The 14,475-nt window shown below is 69.1% G+C and carries 10 protein-coding genes; 6 read left to right on the top strand and 4 right to left on the bottom strand.

The window, feature by feature from the left end:
• Positions 1-144: 144 nt before the first annotated feature.
• Together ACEPPI_RS36920 and ACEPPI_RS36925 are read right to left on the bottom strand one after the other, a co-directional pair.
• The gene (locus ACEPPI_RS36920) at positions 145-1,155 is read right to left on the bottom strand and encodes a hypothetical protein (RefSeq protein ID WP_373919635.1); all 1,011 of its coding nucleotides are present in this window, start codon (positions 1,153-1,155) and stop codon (positions 145-147) included.
• 121 nt (positions 1,156-1,276) lie between these two features.
• Positions 1,277-1,582: an FAD-dependent oxidoreductase gene (locus tag ACEPPI_RS36925; RefSeq protein ID WP_373919636.1), complete on the bottom strand. Its 306-nt coding sequence runs from the start codon at positions 1,580-1,582 to the stop codon at positions 1,277-1,279.
• A gap of 465 nt (positions 1,583-2,047) precedes the next feature.
• Between ACEPPI_RS36925 and ACEPPI_RS36930 the strand changes: the two genes are divergently transcribed.
• The 4 genes from ACEPPI_RS36930 (at position 2,048) to ACEPPI_RS36945 (ending at position 6,860) form a co-directional block, all read left to right on the top strand.
• A complete protein-coding gene (locus ACEPPI_RS36930; protein WP_373919637.1) occupies positions 2,048-2,887 on the top strand; it encodes an SDR family oxidoreductase in 840 nt (279 codons plus the stop codon).
• Between the two features lie 6 nt (positions 2,888-2,893).
• A complete protein-coding gene (locus ACEPPI_RS36935) occupies positions 2,894-4,240 on the top strand; it encodes an NAD(P)/FAD-dependent oxidoreductase (RefSeq protein WP_373919638.1) in 1,347 nt (448 codons plus the stop codon).
• Between the two features lie 95 nt (positions 4,241-4,335).
• Positions 4,336-5,820 (top strand): cytochrome ubiquinol oxidase subunit I, encoded by a 1,485-nt coding sequence (locus tag ACEPPI_RS36940; protein WP_373919639.1) that lies wholly within the window; start codon positions 4,336-4,338, stop codon positions 5,818-5,820.
• On the top strand, positions 5,817-6,860 hold the full coding sequence (locus tag ACEPPI_RS36945) for a cytochrome d ubiquinol oxidase subunit II (protein ID WP_373919640.1): 1,044 nt from the start codon (positions 5,817-5,819) through the stop codon (positions 6,858-6,860). Before ACEPPI_RS36940 ends, ACEPPI_RS36945 begins: the two co-directional genes overlap by 4 nt.
• Positions 6,861-6,890: 30 nt before the next feature.
• On the opposite strand, the gene ACEPPI_RS36950 is transcribed toward ACEPPI_RS36945, so the two are convergent.
• Together ACEPPI_RS36950 and ACEPPI_RS36955 are read right to left on the bottom strand one after the other, a co-directional pair.
• Positions 6,891-8,471 carry a GMC oxidoreductase gene (locus ACEPPI_RS36950; RefSeq protein WP_373919642.1) on the bottom strand — a complete coding sequence of 527 codons (1,581 nt, stop codon included), beginning with the start codon at positions 8,469-8,471 and terminating at the stop codon, positions 6,891-6,893.
• Positions 8,472-8,546: 75 nt separating this feature from the next.
• Complete coding sequence (locus ACEPPI_RS36955) at positions 8,547-10,367, bottom strand: glycoside hydrolase family 15 protein (protein WP_373919643.1); 1,821 nt, start codon at positions 10,365-10,367, stop codon at positions 8,547-8,549.
• Between the two features lie 338 nt (positions 10,368-10,705).
• Here ACEPPI_RS36955 and ACEPPI_RS36960 point away from each other — a divergent pair, with 338 nt between their 5' ends.
• Both ACEPPI_RS36960 and ACEPPI_RS36965 read left to right on the top strand, forming a co-directional pair.
• Positions 10,706-11,659 carry a DUF389 domain-containing protein gene (locus ACEPPI_RS36960; RefSeq protein WP_373919644.1) on the top strand — a complete coding sequence of 318 codons (954 nt, stop codon included), beginning with the start codon at positions 10,706-10,708 and terminating at the stop codon, positions 11,657-11,659.
• Positions 11,660-12,314: 655 nt separating this feature from the next.
• Entirely contained in the window at positions 12,315-14,093 is a 1,779-nt protein-coding gene (locus tag ACEPPI_RS36965; protein WP_373919645.1) for a cation:proton antiporter, read from the top strand.
• Positions 14,094-14,475: the final 382 nt, after the last annotated feature.

Raw genomic sequence — 14,475 nt, forward strand, 5'->3', positions numbered from 1 at the left:
CGGCGACCATCCGCACCGCACGACGGCGCAGCTCAAGCGGGTACTGGGAAGGACGTGCCATGACTCGATCCTCTCAAATGATCGAGTCCCCACCAAACCCGGAACGGTTCAGATGTGCTGTGCGGGCCCTGACGTGCTCGTAAGCTACGCGGCTCCTGCCCAGGCTGCCGCCCCGTGGACCCACAGGGTGAACTCCCCACCCTCCGTGTACGCCCCATGCATCCGGTCCAGCAGCTCCAGAGCGTGTTGGCTGATGAAGCCGTATTCGGCCATCGGGGTTCCCCTGCGGCGGCCTGCGCGGATGGTCTCGGCGGTGGCGGCAACAGCCTCTTCGTCCAGGCGGGACATCTCCCGCAGCAGCAGGTGCGCATCGGGCCTGGACTTCCTCGCCTCGCTCACCAGCGAGTCAATCACCTTCTCCGAGGTGTGTGACCGCCCGTGAGTCTCCACGAATTTCTCGCCGACCGCCAAGATCTCGTCGGTGTTCCGCAGCACCCAGTCCAGGCGGGCGAAGGCGGCAGAACGGGTTAGGTGATTCACCGACCAGGTCTTGCCGTTCTCGGAGCACGGCTCACCCTGTCTGGCCGGGCAGGTGAAGCACGGCACTGCGCGCGTCAGCTCGTTCCAGCTCCCAGCGTCCAGCCCCTTGGGGTAGTGCTCTTGGCGGCGAGCCACGCCCCAGATCCTCTCGCCGTCCGGGCGGTTGGTCTTGTTCAGGAGGTGCGCTCCGGCGAGGGTGTACCGGTAGAGCGCATCGCGTTCCAGTGCCTTGAGGTCGGCGCTGGGAATCGTGGGCTCGAACGCCGGTGCCAGGCCCAAGTCCTTGCGCAGCGGGGTCATGAACAGGTTGCGGTTCACGACGAAACGGTCACCCACCGGGGACCGGGCTATCGCGTGTCCGTTCAGGCGTTGCGGGGGTAGCTGTCGAGTCTCGCCAATGTAGCGGATCGCGTCGCTCGGCTGGTCGAACAGGCCGTACAGGAAGCCGGGGCGTAGCTCTGCGGTAAGCGACTCCATCGCCTTCCGGAGCCTGCTCTCCACTTCGTGTGGGGGGAGTTGTCCTGCACCCGACTCCGCCCGGAGCGTTGCGATCTGTCCCTCGACCTTGTCCATGTACGTCGAGAGCTTCTGGGCATTCGAGGTCGCAAAGTCCATCTGTTGAGCGTACGAGCGAGGACTGACAGCCAGTGCGCACCTCGGTGCTGGTCTGCCGCGAGCGTGGTGGACCAAGCGGACGGCCAGCTGCTCGGTCTGCCGGGCCGACGGCGGCGCTTGTTTACCGGCTGCCGGTGGTCAGGAAGTCGTCGATGTGGCGGGCGGCGTGGTAGCCGCGATGGATCGCTCCGTCGATGAAGGAGCACCACCCGATAGCCGAGTCGGAGCTGGCGAAGCACAGCCGTCCTTCGGTGGTGCGCGGGTCGGGCAGGACGCTTGCCAGCTGTCCGGGCCGGTAGATGCACCAGGTGCCCAGGGCGAGCTGGTCGTTGGACCAGTCCCATCCGACGATGGATTCGACCTCGACACCGGGCAGCAGTGACTGCAGGGCTTCCTGCATGCCGGCGGTGTCGTCGAATGCGGTCATGGGCAGGCGGTCCGGGTTAGAGGTGAACGCGTGGGCGCGGCTGCCGCGGGCCGGCCTGCTGAGTCCTTACCCACATCACCGTTCCCCCTTCGCCGCCGGAACCGCCGGGACCTCGTCCCAGTCCCGTCGTCCTCCCACAGTTCGCTCTTCCCGTCCACGCGGGGGCGATCCATCCGATCGAGTGACTATCGACCATCGATTCCCCATGTGGTTGTCAATCCCGGCCCGTGACTGCGGCAGTCGCGGGCCAGGGCAGCTCGTAACCCGACCGAGTGACGTGCCCGGCCCAATACGGCTGCGTGGCGCGCCGGACTGCGCCACCTGCGGCGCAGGGTGCTTGGGTCGGGACGCCGGCCATGGAACGACTCCTCTCTGCCCTGGCGGGCCGACCGGCTCCCAGCCTTCCTCGCGTGCGTCGCCCGTTCCGGCGCACGTGCCGTCCGAAAACTGCGAAGGAGAGATGCGGTGGCAGGAAATGTCGACGAGATCAGCCGGGCGGGGTCCGTGCAGCTCCTCAGGGGTCAAAAGGCCCTGGTGACCGGCGCCAACTCGGGAATCGGCATGGCGACCGCCATTGCCCTGGGGCGGGCCGGGGCGGACGTCGTGGTGAACTACGTCGTCGGGGCGGACGAGGCCGAGAAGGTCGTTGCGCAGATCAAGGGCTTCGGCGTCCGCGCCTACGCCCACGAGGCCGACGTGTCCGACGAGGACCAGGTGGTCGCCATGGTGGCGCGGATGGTCGAGGAGTTCGGCACCATCGACATCATGGTGGCCAACGCGGGTCTTCAGCGGGACGCGGCCGTGGTGGACATGACGCTCGCCCAGTGGCAGAAGGTCATCGACGTCAACTTGACCGGCCAGTTCCTGTGCGCGCGTGAGGCCGCCAAGGAGTTCGTGCGGCGCGGCGTGGTGGGGGAGGTCTCCCGGTCGGCCGGGAAGATCATCTGCATGAGCTCGGTCCACCAGATCGTCCCTTGGTCGGGGCACGTGAACTACGCCTCCTCCAAAGGTGGCGTGGGCATGCTGATGGAGACCCTCGCCCAGGAGCTGGCTCCCCAGCGGATCAGGGTCAACGCGGTCGCACCCGGCGCAATCCGCACACCCATCAACCGTGACGCCTGGGCCACTCCCGAGGCCGAGGCCGATTTGCTGCGCCTCATCCCGTACGGCCGCGTGGGCGACCCGGACGACATCGCCAACGCCGTCGTCGTCGTGGCGTCCGACCTGCTCGACTACGTCGTGGGCACCACGCTCTACGTGGACGGCGGAATGACCCTTTTCCCCGGCTTCGCCACCGGAGGCTGATCTCGGATGCAGGATCACGTGACGGCCCGCCGGGTCGTGATCCTCGGCGGGGGGTTCGCCGGGCTGTTCGCCGCCCGCGCGCTGCGCCGGTCGCCGGTCGCCGTGACCGTGGTGGACCGGCGTGCGCACCACCTCTTCCAGCCTTTGCTTTACCAGTGCGCCTCAGGAATCCTGTCCGAGGGCCAGATCGCGCAGCCACTCCGCGCGGTCCTGCGACGCCATCCGAACGTGAGGTGCGTTCTCGCCGAGGCCACCGGCGTGGATGTCGAAGCCCGGCTGGTCCACGCCCGACGGCCCGACGGCGGAACGGTCGAGCTGCCCTATGACGATCTGATCGTCGGGGTCGGCATGAGGCAGTCGTACTTCGGCCACGACGAGTTCGCCGCACACGCCCCGGGCATGAAGACGCTGAACGACGCGCTGGACATCCGCCGGCGGATCTACCAGGCGTTCGAGATGGCCGAAACGGCAGCAGACGCCCGGGAACGGCAGCAGTGGCTCACGTTCGCGCTGGTCGGCGGCGGACCGACCGGCGTCGAACTGGCAGGACAGATCAGAGAGATCGCCGGTCACACGCTCGACCGGGAGTTCCGGACGAGCGACTCCAGCCAGGCCCGGGTGCTGCTCTTCGAGGGGTCCGGCGAGGTGTTGGGGGCGTTCGGCCGTCCGCTGGCCGAACGCGCGGCCCGGACCCTGCAGCGTCTCGGTGTGGAGCTCCACCTCGGCACGAAGGTGACCAGCGTCGATGCCCGCGGCCTGACGGTGCAAGACGCGGACGGTGTGACCGGCCGGTTCGATGCACGTACCGTGCTGTGGACGGCGGGGGTCGAGGCGCCGCCCCTTGCCGCCGCGCTGGCACGGGCCACCGGCGCTGCCCAGGACCGCGCCGGACGCATCGTCGTCGAACCCGACCTCACCGTTCCCGGCCACCCGGAGATCCGTGTCACGGGCGACGTGATGAGCCTGAACCGGCTGCCGGGCCTGGCCGAAGTCGCCATGCAGTCGGGCGCGTACGCCGGCCGGGCCGTGCGTCATGCGGTGGAGGGCCGGACGAAACAGCCGAAGCCCTTCAGGTACGTGGACCTCGGCAGCGCCGCCTACATCTCCCGCGGCCGGGCTGTCGTCAAGGTCGGGCCGCTGCACCTGTCGGGTGCGCTCGGCTGGCTCGCCTGGCTCTTCATCCACCTGGCCTTCCTCACCGGCTTCCGCAATCGGCTGGGGGCCGTCCTCAGCTGGTCCGTCGCCTTCGCCACCAGCTCGCGACGCGAGCGTGCGTACGCCATGTCCGACGCCGACGCCGACGCGTCGGTCGCGGGGGCACCCGGGCAGAAGGCAGCTCCGCCGCCCCCCTGACCACGGCGCCCGGCTGCTCCCCTCCGACCGCTGCCCCTTCGCACTCTCTTGTTTCTCAGCCCCCGCGCCCCGCGGGGCAGACCTTCGAGGCGCACATGCTCAGCACAGCGGCCCTTCTGGCGGATACCCCGCCCCAGCTCCTGCCGGCTCGGGAGCTGATGGCCTTCACCTTGGCCTCTCACATCCTGCTGGTGCCGTTCGGCGTGGCATTGCCGTTCATCACGTTGCTCATGCACCACCGGGCGCTGCGCCGCAACGACGCCGTCGCCCTTCAGCTCGCGCGGCGCTGGTCGGCGGTGATGGCAGTCCAGTTCGCCATCGGCGTCGTCACGGGCACCGTGCTGTCCTTCGAGCTCGGCCTGCTGTGGCCCGGCTTGTTGGGCCGCTGGGGCGATGTCTTCGGCCTGGGGTTCGGCGTCGAGGCCTGGGCGTTCTTCCTGGAGGCGGTCCTGATCGCCGTCTACCTCTACGGCTGGCGCCGGCTCAAGCCCTGGACGCACTTCTGGCTGGCCGTGCCGCTGCCGCTGGCCGCTCTGATGGGTGCGTTCGGCATCATCGCGGCCAACTCCTGGATGAACACCCCTCAGGGGTTCGCACTGGACGCCGCGGGCAATCCCGTCGGCGTGAATGTGCGGCAGGCGATCTTCACACCGATCTTCGGCCCGGAGTACTGGCACTTCGTGGTCGCGATGTTCCTGACCGCCGGCTACGTGGTCGCCGGCGTGTACGCGGTCGGCTGGCTACGGGGGCGCCGTGACCGGTACCACCGGCTGGGTTTCACTCTGCCCTTCACGGTGGCCGCGATCCTCACCCCGGTCCAGTTCATGCTGGGCGACTCGGCCGCTCGTGCCGTCTTCCACAAGCAGCCGATCAAGTTTGCCGCCATGGAGATCGTCTGGGAGACGGACACCCACGTACCCGAGTACATGTTCGGGCGGTTGAACAGCGACGGAACGATCTCCGGCGGACTGAAGATCCCCCAGCTGGACTCCATCCTCGCCGGGTTCAAGCCGAGCACCCAGGTGACCGGGCTGACGTCCGTGCCGGCCGCCGACCGCCCCACCGCCGTCCAGGCCACCATCGCCCACTGGGCCTTCGACATCATGGTCACCATCGGCAGCCTGCTGATCCTGCTCGCGCTCTGGTACGCCTGGTCCTGGCTGCGGCACCGGGACCTTCCTCGTAGCCGCTGGTTCTTCCGCTGCGCGGCCCTCGCGGGAGTCGCGTGCCTGGTCACCGTGGAGTGCGGCTGGATCACCACCGAGGTCGGCCGCCAGCCCTGGATCGTCTACAACCACATGAAGGTCTCCGAGGCAGTGACCGACACCCGCGCCGGATCGCTGTGGGCGATGCTCGGCATCGTGATCGTCGTGTACGTGGCCGTTTTCGGCTCGTTCCTCGCGATCGTTCTGAAGATGCGTACTCGTTGGCGCATTGCCGACGAGGGCTCGGCCGCATCGGGCGCCGCGCCGGCTCCCGAGACCGATACCCCGTACGGGCCCCGAAGCGAGCCCGAGCCCGCATCGGCAGGGGGCACGCGTGCCGGCGGATCCGACCCGACCTCTGGCGGCGCGTCATGATGGCGGATCTCATCGCCTGGATCATGGTCCTCGCGATCGCCGCCTACGCCTGTGCCGGGGGCACCGACTACGGTGCGGGCTTCTGGGACCTCATGGCTGGGGGTGCGGATCGCGGCAAGCGGCCGCGCTGGCTCATCGATCACGCGATGGCGCCGGTCTGGGAGGTCAACAACGTCTGGTTGATCTTCGTCTTCATCGTCATGTGGACCGGCTTCCCGACGATGTTCCAGACTGTGTTCGAGGCAATGTGGCTGCCGCTCGCGCTAGCCGCCGTCGGCCTGGTGCTCCGCGGTGCCGGATTCGCCCTGCGCAAGCCGTCCCGCCGCCTGGCCCGACGGCGGGTTTACGGTGCGATGTTCGCCGTCGCGTCGTTGCTCACGCCGTTCTTCCTCGGGGCTGTGCTCGGCGGCATCGCCTCCGGCCGGATCATGGTCGGGACGACCGCCTCCGCGGACGCCTGGGCCAACCCGACCTCCGTCCTTGCGGGTCTGCTGGCCATCGCAGCCACCGCCTTCCTCGGGGCGGTGTTCCTCTGCGCCGACGCCCGGCGGTTCGGGGCGGACGACCTGGTGGACTACTTCCGTCGGCGCGCGCTGCTGGCCTTCTGCGCCGTCGTCGTCCTCGCACTCATCGGCCTGCCCGTGACCCACAGTGACGCCCAGTACGTCTGGGAGGGCCTCACCGGGGGCTGGGGACTGCTGCTGGTCGTCCTGGCCGCGATCTGCGGTCTTGCGACGGTGCTGCTCCTGCTGCGCCGGATCCACGGCTGGTCCCGCTACACCTCAGTGGCGAGCGTCGCCCTGACCGTCGGCGCCTGGGGCTTCGCACAGAAGCCCTACCTACTGCCCACATCACTGACGGTGGCCCAGGCGGCCGGCGCAGCTCACACCCTGCGCTGGCTGGCCATCGTCACGGTCATCGCGATCGTACTGGTCGGCCCGGCGCTGGTGGTGCTCTACCGGCTCGACACCATGGGTGAGCTGGAGCCGCTCACCGACGCCGATACCCGAGCCGCCCCTGCACCCGGGGACAACCTGTAGCCGCACTCCGCCGAAGCGTGCGGCATCACGTCAGCGCAGCCGGTCAGCGATGTGGTCGCCCACGCGCAAGGCGTTGGCGATGGCCGTCAGCGACGGGTTGACGGCCCCGATGCTCGGGAAGAAGCTGGTGTCGACCACGTAGAGGTTGTCGAGGTCGTGGGCCTTGCAGTTGACGTCCAGTGCCGAGCTCTCCGGGTCGTCGCCGAACCGTACGGTGCCGGCTTGGTGCGCGGTGGCTCCGATCGGCATGCCCTTGTGCAGGTAGATGCTGTGCGACAGCAGATGGTGCTCGTGCATGCCCAAGTGGCCGAGCATCCCCTGCAGCTTGTGCTGGAGGCGCTTCAGCCCGGCGATGTTGTTCTTCTCGTCGAGCGCCAGATGGACGGCGTCGTCCTCGTCGAGGGTGACGCGGCTGTCGGGCAGCGGGAGGTCCTCCCCGCACAGCCAGAAGTCGACGGCGTGGTGCGCCAGCATCTCGAACGGCATGTCGGGCGAGACCGCGCCGGCCCAGCGCGGCGCCTCGCCGTGGATCTGGTCGGCGTCCGACTTGCCCAGCATCTGGATGCCACCGAGGGGAAAGTCCCAGTCGTCCGCCCCCAGGTACCAGTCGTGCAGCGCCAGGGTCTTCTGGAACCTGGTGGGATTCGGTTCCTTCGACACCGCCATCAGCGCCAGGTTGTTGTGACGCATGTAATGGCGCCCCACCACGTCCGAGCCGTTGGCCAGGCCGCCCGGGTGCTTGGCGTTGGCCGAACGGAGCAGAAGCACAGCCGAGTTGACCGCACCGCAGGCGACCACCACGATGTCGGCGCTGAATCCCTCGGTCGTTCCGTCCCCCAGTTCGGCGACGACCCTGGTGACGGTGCGTCCGGTCGGGTCGGTTTCCAGGCGTCGGACGTTGGCGCCCGTCACCATGGTGACGTTGTCGTGCTTCAGTGCCGGGTCGACGCAGATCACCTGCGCGTCGGACTTGGCACCGAGCAGGCAGGGGAAGCCATCGACCCGGTCGCAGCGGATACACACGCTGGAATGGGTGGCCCGGCCGTTGTCGTCCTGGGTGAGGTTCACGCCGATGGGCAGGTGGAAGGGGTGCAGGCCCTTCTTCTCCAGGTCGTCGCTGAGCTGCTGGATGCGCGGCTCGTGCTCCACCGGGGGGTGTGGGTACGGGCCGCTGGCCGGGCCCTCGGTGGGGTCCTCGCCGTGCCGTCCGTGCACCAGGTAGAGCTGCTCGGCCTGGGTGTAGTACGGCTCCAGGTCCTCGTAGCGGATCGGCCAGGCCGGTGAGATGCCGTCGTGGTGCCGCAGCTCTCCGAAGTCCTCGGGCCGGAGGCGGAAGAGCGCGGCGCCGTAGAACTTGGTGTTGCCCCCGACGTAGTAGTTCACCTCCGGGGGGAACTCGTTGCCGTGCTTGTCGTACCAGAACTCGGGGGCGCGGTACTTTCCCTTGACGAAGACGGCGGTGGAGTCCCAGTTGTCGCGCTCGCGCGGCAGGTAGTCGCCGCGCTCCAGGATCAGGATCCGCTTGCCGGAGGGGGCCAGCCGGTGGGCGAGGGTGCCGCCGCCCGCTCCCGTACCGATGATGATGACGTCGTAGTGGCGGTCGTCGGCCATATGGAGATCCCGTTCTAGGAGTCGTTGGCCGTCCTGCCGTCGACCACGTGATGTGGCTGACGGCGCCCTTGTACGCTAGCGAGCCTCCTCGGCATCGAGCGCCGCGTCGAGCGTGTTGGCGGCCATGATCAGGGACAGGTGGGTGAACGCCTGCGGGAAGTTCCCCAGTTGTTCCCCGCTCGGACCGACCTCCTCGGCGAACAGCCCGACGTGGTTGGCATAGGTCTGCATCTTCTCGAAGGCGTAGCGGGCCTGGGACACCCGCCCCGCCCGGGCCAGCGCGTCGACGTAGAGGAAGGTACACAGGCTGAAGGTGCCCTCCGAGCCGCGCAGCCCGTCCGGTGAAGCCGTCGGGTCGTAACGGTAGACGAGGCTGTCGGAGACGAGCTTGCGGTCCATGGCGTCCAGCGTGGAGAGCCATGCCTCGGCCCGAGGAGCGATGAACTCGACCCTGGGCATGAGCAGCAGCGAGGCGTCCAGGACATCGCCGTCGTAGTGCTGGACGAAGGCGCGCTCCTTCTCGCTCCAGCCGCGTTCCATGACCTGGGTGAACACGGCGTCCCTCGCCCTGCGCCACCGGTCCACGTCAGCGGGCCGGCGGAGGTAGTCGGCCAGGCGCAGCCCGTGGTCGAAGGCGACCCACGCCATCACCCGGCTGTAGGTGAAGTCCTGGCGGCCGCCGCGGGTCTCCCAGATGCCCTCGTCCGGCCGGTCCCAGGCGTCGGCGAACCAGTCCAGCGTCCTGCAGAGCGCCTCCCACCCCTCGAAGCTGGCCTGCTGGGCGATCTCGCGCCCCTGCGAGACCGCATACAGGGCCTCGCCGTAGATGTCCAGCTGGAGCTGGTCGGCGGCGCCGTTGCCGATGCGTACGGGGAAGGAGCCGCGGTAGCCCTCGAAGTGATCGAGCGTCTCCTCCGGCAGGTCGGGATCGCCATCGATCCGGTACATCGTCTGGAGCGGCTCACCCTCCTTGCCGGCTCGCTCCCGCAACCTGTCCACCAGCCAGTGGACGAAGGCGGTGGCCTCCTCGACGAAGCCGAGGTCCAGCATGGCCCGCACCGACAGCGAACCGTCACGAACCCAGGTGAACCGGTAGTCCCAATTGCGCTCTCCGCCCACCTGCTCGGGCAGGCCCGTGGTGGCCGCGGCGATCAGGGCGCCGGTGGGGGCGTAGGTGAGCAGCTTGAGGGTGATGGCCGAGCGGTGCACCAGCTCGGGCCACCGTCCCCGGTAGCGGGACTGGCGCAGCCAGTGCTGCCAGAACTCGCCGACCTCCCCGAGACGTTCGTTGAGCCCGTCGACCGTGGGCGGCGGGGGTACCTCGCCGCCGGACGCGCACACGGTGAACACGGCCCCGCCCGACTCACCGGCTTTCAGCGTCACCTGCGCGCGCACGTCCTGGCCGTCCCGCTCCAGCGGGAACGTGCATTGCAGGTGCCCGTCGATCCCGGGGGCCCGGAAGAGGGCTCCGGCTTCTCCGAGCTCGAGTTCGTGCTCGGCCCGGCCGTAGTCGAAACGTGGCCGACACTCGAGCGTGAAGTCGACCGTCCCGCGCACGGCACGAATCACACGGACCAGGGTGTGCCGGTCGGTGGCGGTGCGTGTCTGGTCGGGGGGCATGAAGTCGACTACTTCGCCCACCCCGTCCGGTGACATGAACCGCGTGACCAAAATGGCGGTGTCGGGGTAGTAGAGCTGTTTGCAGGTGCCGTCGGGGTGCTCGGGGGCCAGCCGCATGTACCCGCCGCGATCGTGGTCGAGCAGGGCGGCGAAGATGCTGGGCGAATCGAACCTGGGAGCGGCGAACCAGTCGACGACCCCCTGCGACGAGACGAGAGCGGCGGTCTGCAGATCACCGACCAAGCCGTGCTCGGCGATGGGAGGGTAGCGGTCCATTGCGACTCCGAGTCTCGTGAAAGCCCCCTGCACTCACTATCGGCCACCCCTGCCGTCCCTGCCATGCCGACGCAGCCCGGGGCCGTTGCCGGGGCCGTACGACCGCCGGCGGGCCGGCACCCGTACGGGGCAAGGCGACCGTCGCGGGTACGCCCCGGCCAGCGCCATGTGACAAGGGGCCGATGCCGGCCTGGCCGAACGAGCCGAGCAGCGCTCTCGGCTTGCTGACCACCTCGTGGTGGGCGCTACTGACGGTGGTCGCGCGCCAGGGGCACCGACCGTGGCGTACGGGCACTGCGCCACTCCTTCGGCCGTCAGCCGAGCAACGGAGGCTGTGGATGGAGATGATTCATGTCCGGCTGGTGAGCCCGGTCGATCTGACTCCTGAGGCGGTGGGGCTGCTCGCCGGAGACCGTTACGTCTTCAACCTGGTCGTCCTTCCCGGATCGGCGCAGAGCCCCGACGGCGACGCGGTCGAGTGCGACATCTTGACGGGTGCGGCCAACGGCGTGCTGCGCAAACTGCGCGAGCTGGAACTCGACCGCCGTGGTTCCATCATCATCGAGCCGGTCGAGATGGCCTTCTCCGGCGCCGCAGCCGAGGCAGAGCAGAAGCAGCTGGGGGCGCTCGCGCACGCGCCCGTCTGGGAAGAGGTCGAAGCGCGCATTCGCGCCGAGGGCACCTACCTGCCGAGCTTCTATGTCTATCTGGTGATCGCAGGCGTCATCGGGGCGGTGGGTATCATCACCAACTCGCAGATCCTGATCGTCGCGGCGATGGTCGTCGGACCGGAGTACGGCGCCATCACGAGCGTCGCGTTGGGCATCGACCGCGGCAACGGCACCAGGGTGCGGCAGGGCCTCTTCGCCCTGACCGCTGCATTCCTGCTGGCCATCGTGGTGACCTTCCTGTTTTCGTTGGCGGTCCGGGGATTCGGTCTTCAGCCCGGGGCGTTCGAGCTGGGCATCAGGCCGGTCTCCACACTGATCGATGCCCCGAACTTCTTCTCCGTTGTCGTCGCGGTCCTGGCCGGCATCGTGGGGATCATGTCGCTAACCCAGGCCAGGACGAGCGCGCTGCTCGGCGTCTTCATCTCGGTCACCACCATCCCCGCGGCCGCGGACATCGGTGTCTCCTGCGCGTTCTCCAGCTGGAGCGAGGCGCGCGGATCCCTGGTACAGCTCCTGCTCAACATCGTGCTGCTGATCGTTATCGGCGTTCTGACGCTTCGGTTCCAGCGGGCTCTCTGGCAGTACATCAGTCGGCGTAGCGGACGCCTCGGCGGCAGATGAGGGCGCCGTGGCGTCCGCGAGCCGCAGATCACTCGTGTGCCGACCTGCCTGGCCCCGCAGCAGGGCGAGGCGGTGGCTACGCTGTCTGTGGCCCCTGGGGCCCATGCGCCGGCCATTCCGGCTGCTGGGGACGTGTCGTTCTCGGGCCGGTGCGGAACCGTATCCGCCCGACGAAGGGCCGAGATTCCCAGGCCACCGAAATGCCCACGTCTAAGGACGTCGGGCCGGGCGGACCGAGGAGACCACGCGTGCAGGAAAGCCGCACCGACCGGCAGCTGGCCATGCGCGACGGCGCGCATTGGGTGGTCGTCGTCGGCCCGGGGCGGCGCTCCGGTCGCACTCGGTCGCCGAACGGACCGATGACCGTGGTCTGTCTGTGGCCGCCGAGCCGGTAGCGGGTCGTTTTCCGCTACGTACGACGCAGCGAACACACCGACTCGACACCCCGTTCGGCGATCCGATAGACCCGGGCGGGTGGCACACCGTCCGGTGGGGGATCACGCCGTGGGAGGAATGACGACACCGTCATGGACCGCAGCCTGATGCTCAGCAGGCCGAGCAGCACCCATGCCCTGGGCTTCGGGGCGCCGCCCCGGGGCCGTGCCGCCAGCCCCTGCCCCTCCGCCGTCGGCTCCCCGTACCGAAAGGGCCACCCGTGACGACGAACCAGGTGCTCATCGGAGTGGGCCTCATTGTGGTCCTCGCGGTTGGGTCGCAGATCCTGGCGAGCCGCCTGCGCATCCCCGCCCTGATCGTTCTGCTGCCGGTCGGCTTCGCCGCCGGTGCGTTGATCGAGGATGTCGATCCCGAGCGGCTCCTGGGGGCGGCGTTCTCACCTCTGGTGTCCCTCGCTGTCGCCGTGATCCTCTACGACGCGGGCCTCGGGCTCGATCTGGCGAGGCTGAGGGGGCACACCCGTCGCATCGTCCTCAGGCTGATCTGGATCGGAGTTCTGATCACCTGGCTGCTCGGCGCACTGGTCGCCGCTCCGCTGCTGGGAATGTCCCAGCGGTCGGCCATCATGCTCGGCGCGATCCTCGTGGTCTCAGGCCCGACCGTCGTCGGACCGCTGCTCAACTTCGTGCGACCGACGGACCGGCTCCGGGACATCCTCGTCTGGGAAGGTTCCCTCATCGACCCGGTCGGCGGCATTCTGGGAGCTCTGACCTTCCATGCGGTCGTGGCGAGCACGGAGCACCACGTCGACAGCGCGGTTGCGGCTTTCCTGGCCAGCGTGGGGGTCGGAGTGGCCTGCGGGGCGGTCGGGGCTGGAGCGCTGTGGGTGCTGTTCCGGGTGCTGCGGCTCGGCGAGGTGCTCGGCACCACGGCACAGCTCGCCGCGGTGATCGGCGTGGCGGCGCTCAGCGATGTTCTGCGCGACGACACGGGGCTCATCGCCGCCGTGATGATGGGCCTGGCCGTGGCCACCCTCCCCGGCATCGACGTCCCACCGCGGCTACCCTTCTTCGAAACGCTGATCAGCCTGATTCTCGGCCTGCTCTTCATCTCCATCTCGGCGACTGTCACCCCCGATTCACTGCGCCATGTGGGGCTGCCCGCGTTGGGGCTCACCGCGTTTCTGGTCCTGGTCGCCAGACCGCTCGTCGCGGCCGTGTCCACGCTGGGCACGGACCTGACCCGTGCCGAGAGGGGATTCATCGGCTGGATGGCGCCGCGCGGTATTGTCGCGGCCGCCACCGCCTCGACGTTCTCGGCCGGGCTCGTGGCCGCGGGGATCGGCGGCGCGTCGAAAATCCTTCCCGCCACCTTCATCGTCATCGTCGCGACCGTGGCGCTCTACGGCCTGACAGCCCCGGCGGTGGCCCGGCGCCTGGGCGTCGTGCGCACCTCCCGCTCGCGCCCCCTGCTGGTGGGCGGCGACCCGTGGGTGGTCGACCTCGGTTCGGCCCTGACGTCGGTGGGGCTGGAGGTGTTGATGTGGGCGGGGCCGGAGCCGGAACGCGAACGGATCCGGCAGGCCGGGATCGAACTTGCGCCGGATGAGCTACTGGACGCCGTCACGGGCAAGGGTCCACAACTGGAGGGCATCACATCGGTGTTCTTCCTCACCGCCGAGGACTATTTCAACGCACTGGCAGCAACGATCGTGCGCGGCAGGGTGGAAGGGCCGGTCCACCACCTCGGTGCACCGGCCGAGAGCCGCGGCGTGGTGGCGCCGTTCATCGGTGGCGACGTGCTGTTCAGCTCGGATCTGACCTGTGCGGCCTTCGCCAGCAGGTACAGCGGCGGGGCTGCCGTCGCGGCGCAGCCCGTCGGCCGTGCCCTGCCGCCCGGTAGCGACCTACTGTTCCTGGTACGTCCGGACGGTCGCCTCGATCCGGTCACGGAAGCCGAAGCGCCACTTCCTGGACCGGGAGACACGCTCGTCTTCCTGGGCCCGGCCGGGCCGGGTACCACGCGTCCGCCGCAGTAGGCGGCCAAAGTCGGCGTACCGGGACCACGTACTTGTGTCAGCCCGTGAGGACGGCGACGCGCTGCGCCCGGATCACCTCTCCAAAGCTCTTCTGCAGCCCGATCGAAGCCGTCCGGTTCGAGGACTACGCGCACCTACCCGACGGGGAGCGCCGGCGGCTCCCTCTGGGCGTCCCCTGATGGCTCCCGGGGACGGCCTCTGCGTACCCACGGCCGAGGCGGCGTGATCAGGAGACCCACGCCGAACTGTCTGCTCGAGCCATGCGAGACGAGAGGGTCTGATGCAGGTTCGGGTGACAGGTTGAGTCACGCGGCCTGGAGGGCCGGTGTGGTCATGACGGTCTCGAATTCGACGGGGGTCAGTCGGCCGAGGGCAGCTTGCC

It is taken from the genome of Streptomyces sp. AB3(2024), assembly GCF_041862025.1.
Taxonomy (GTDB): domain Bacteria; phylum Actinomycetota; class Actinomycetes; order Streptomycetales; family Streptomycetaceae; genus Streptomyces.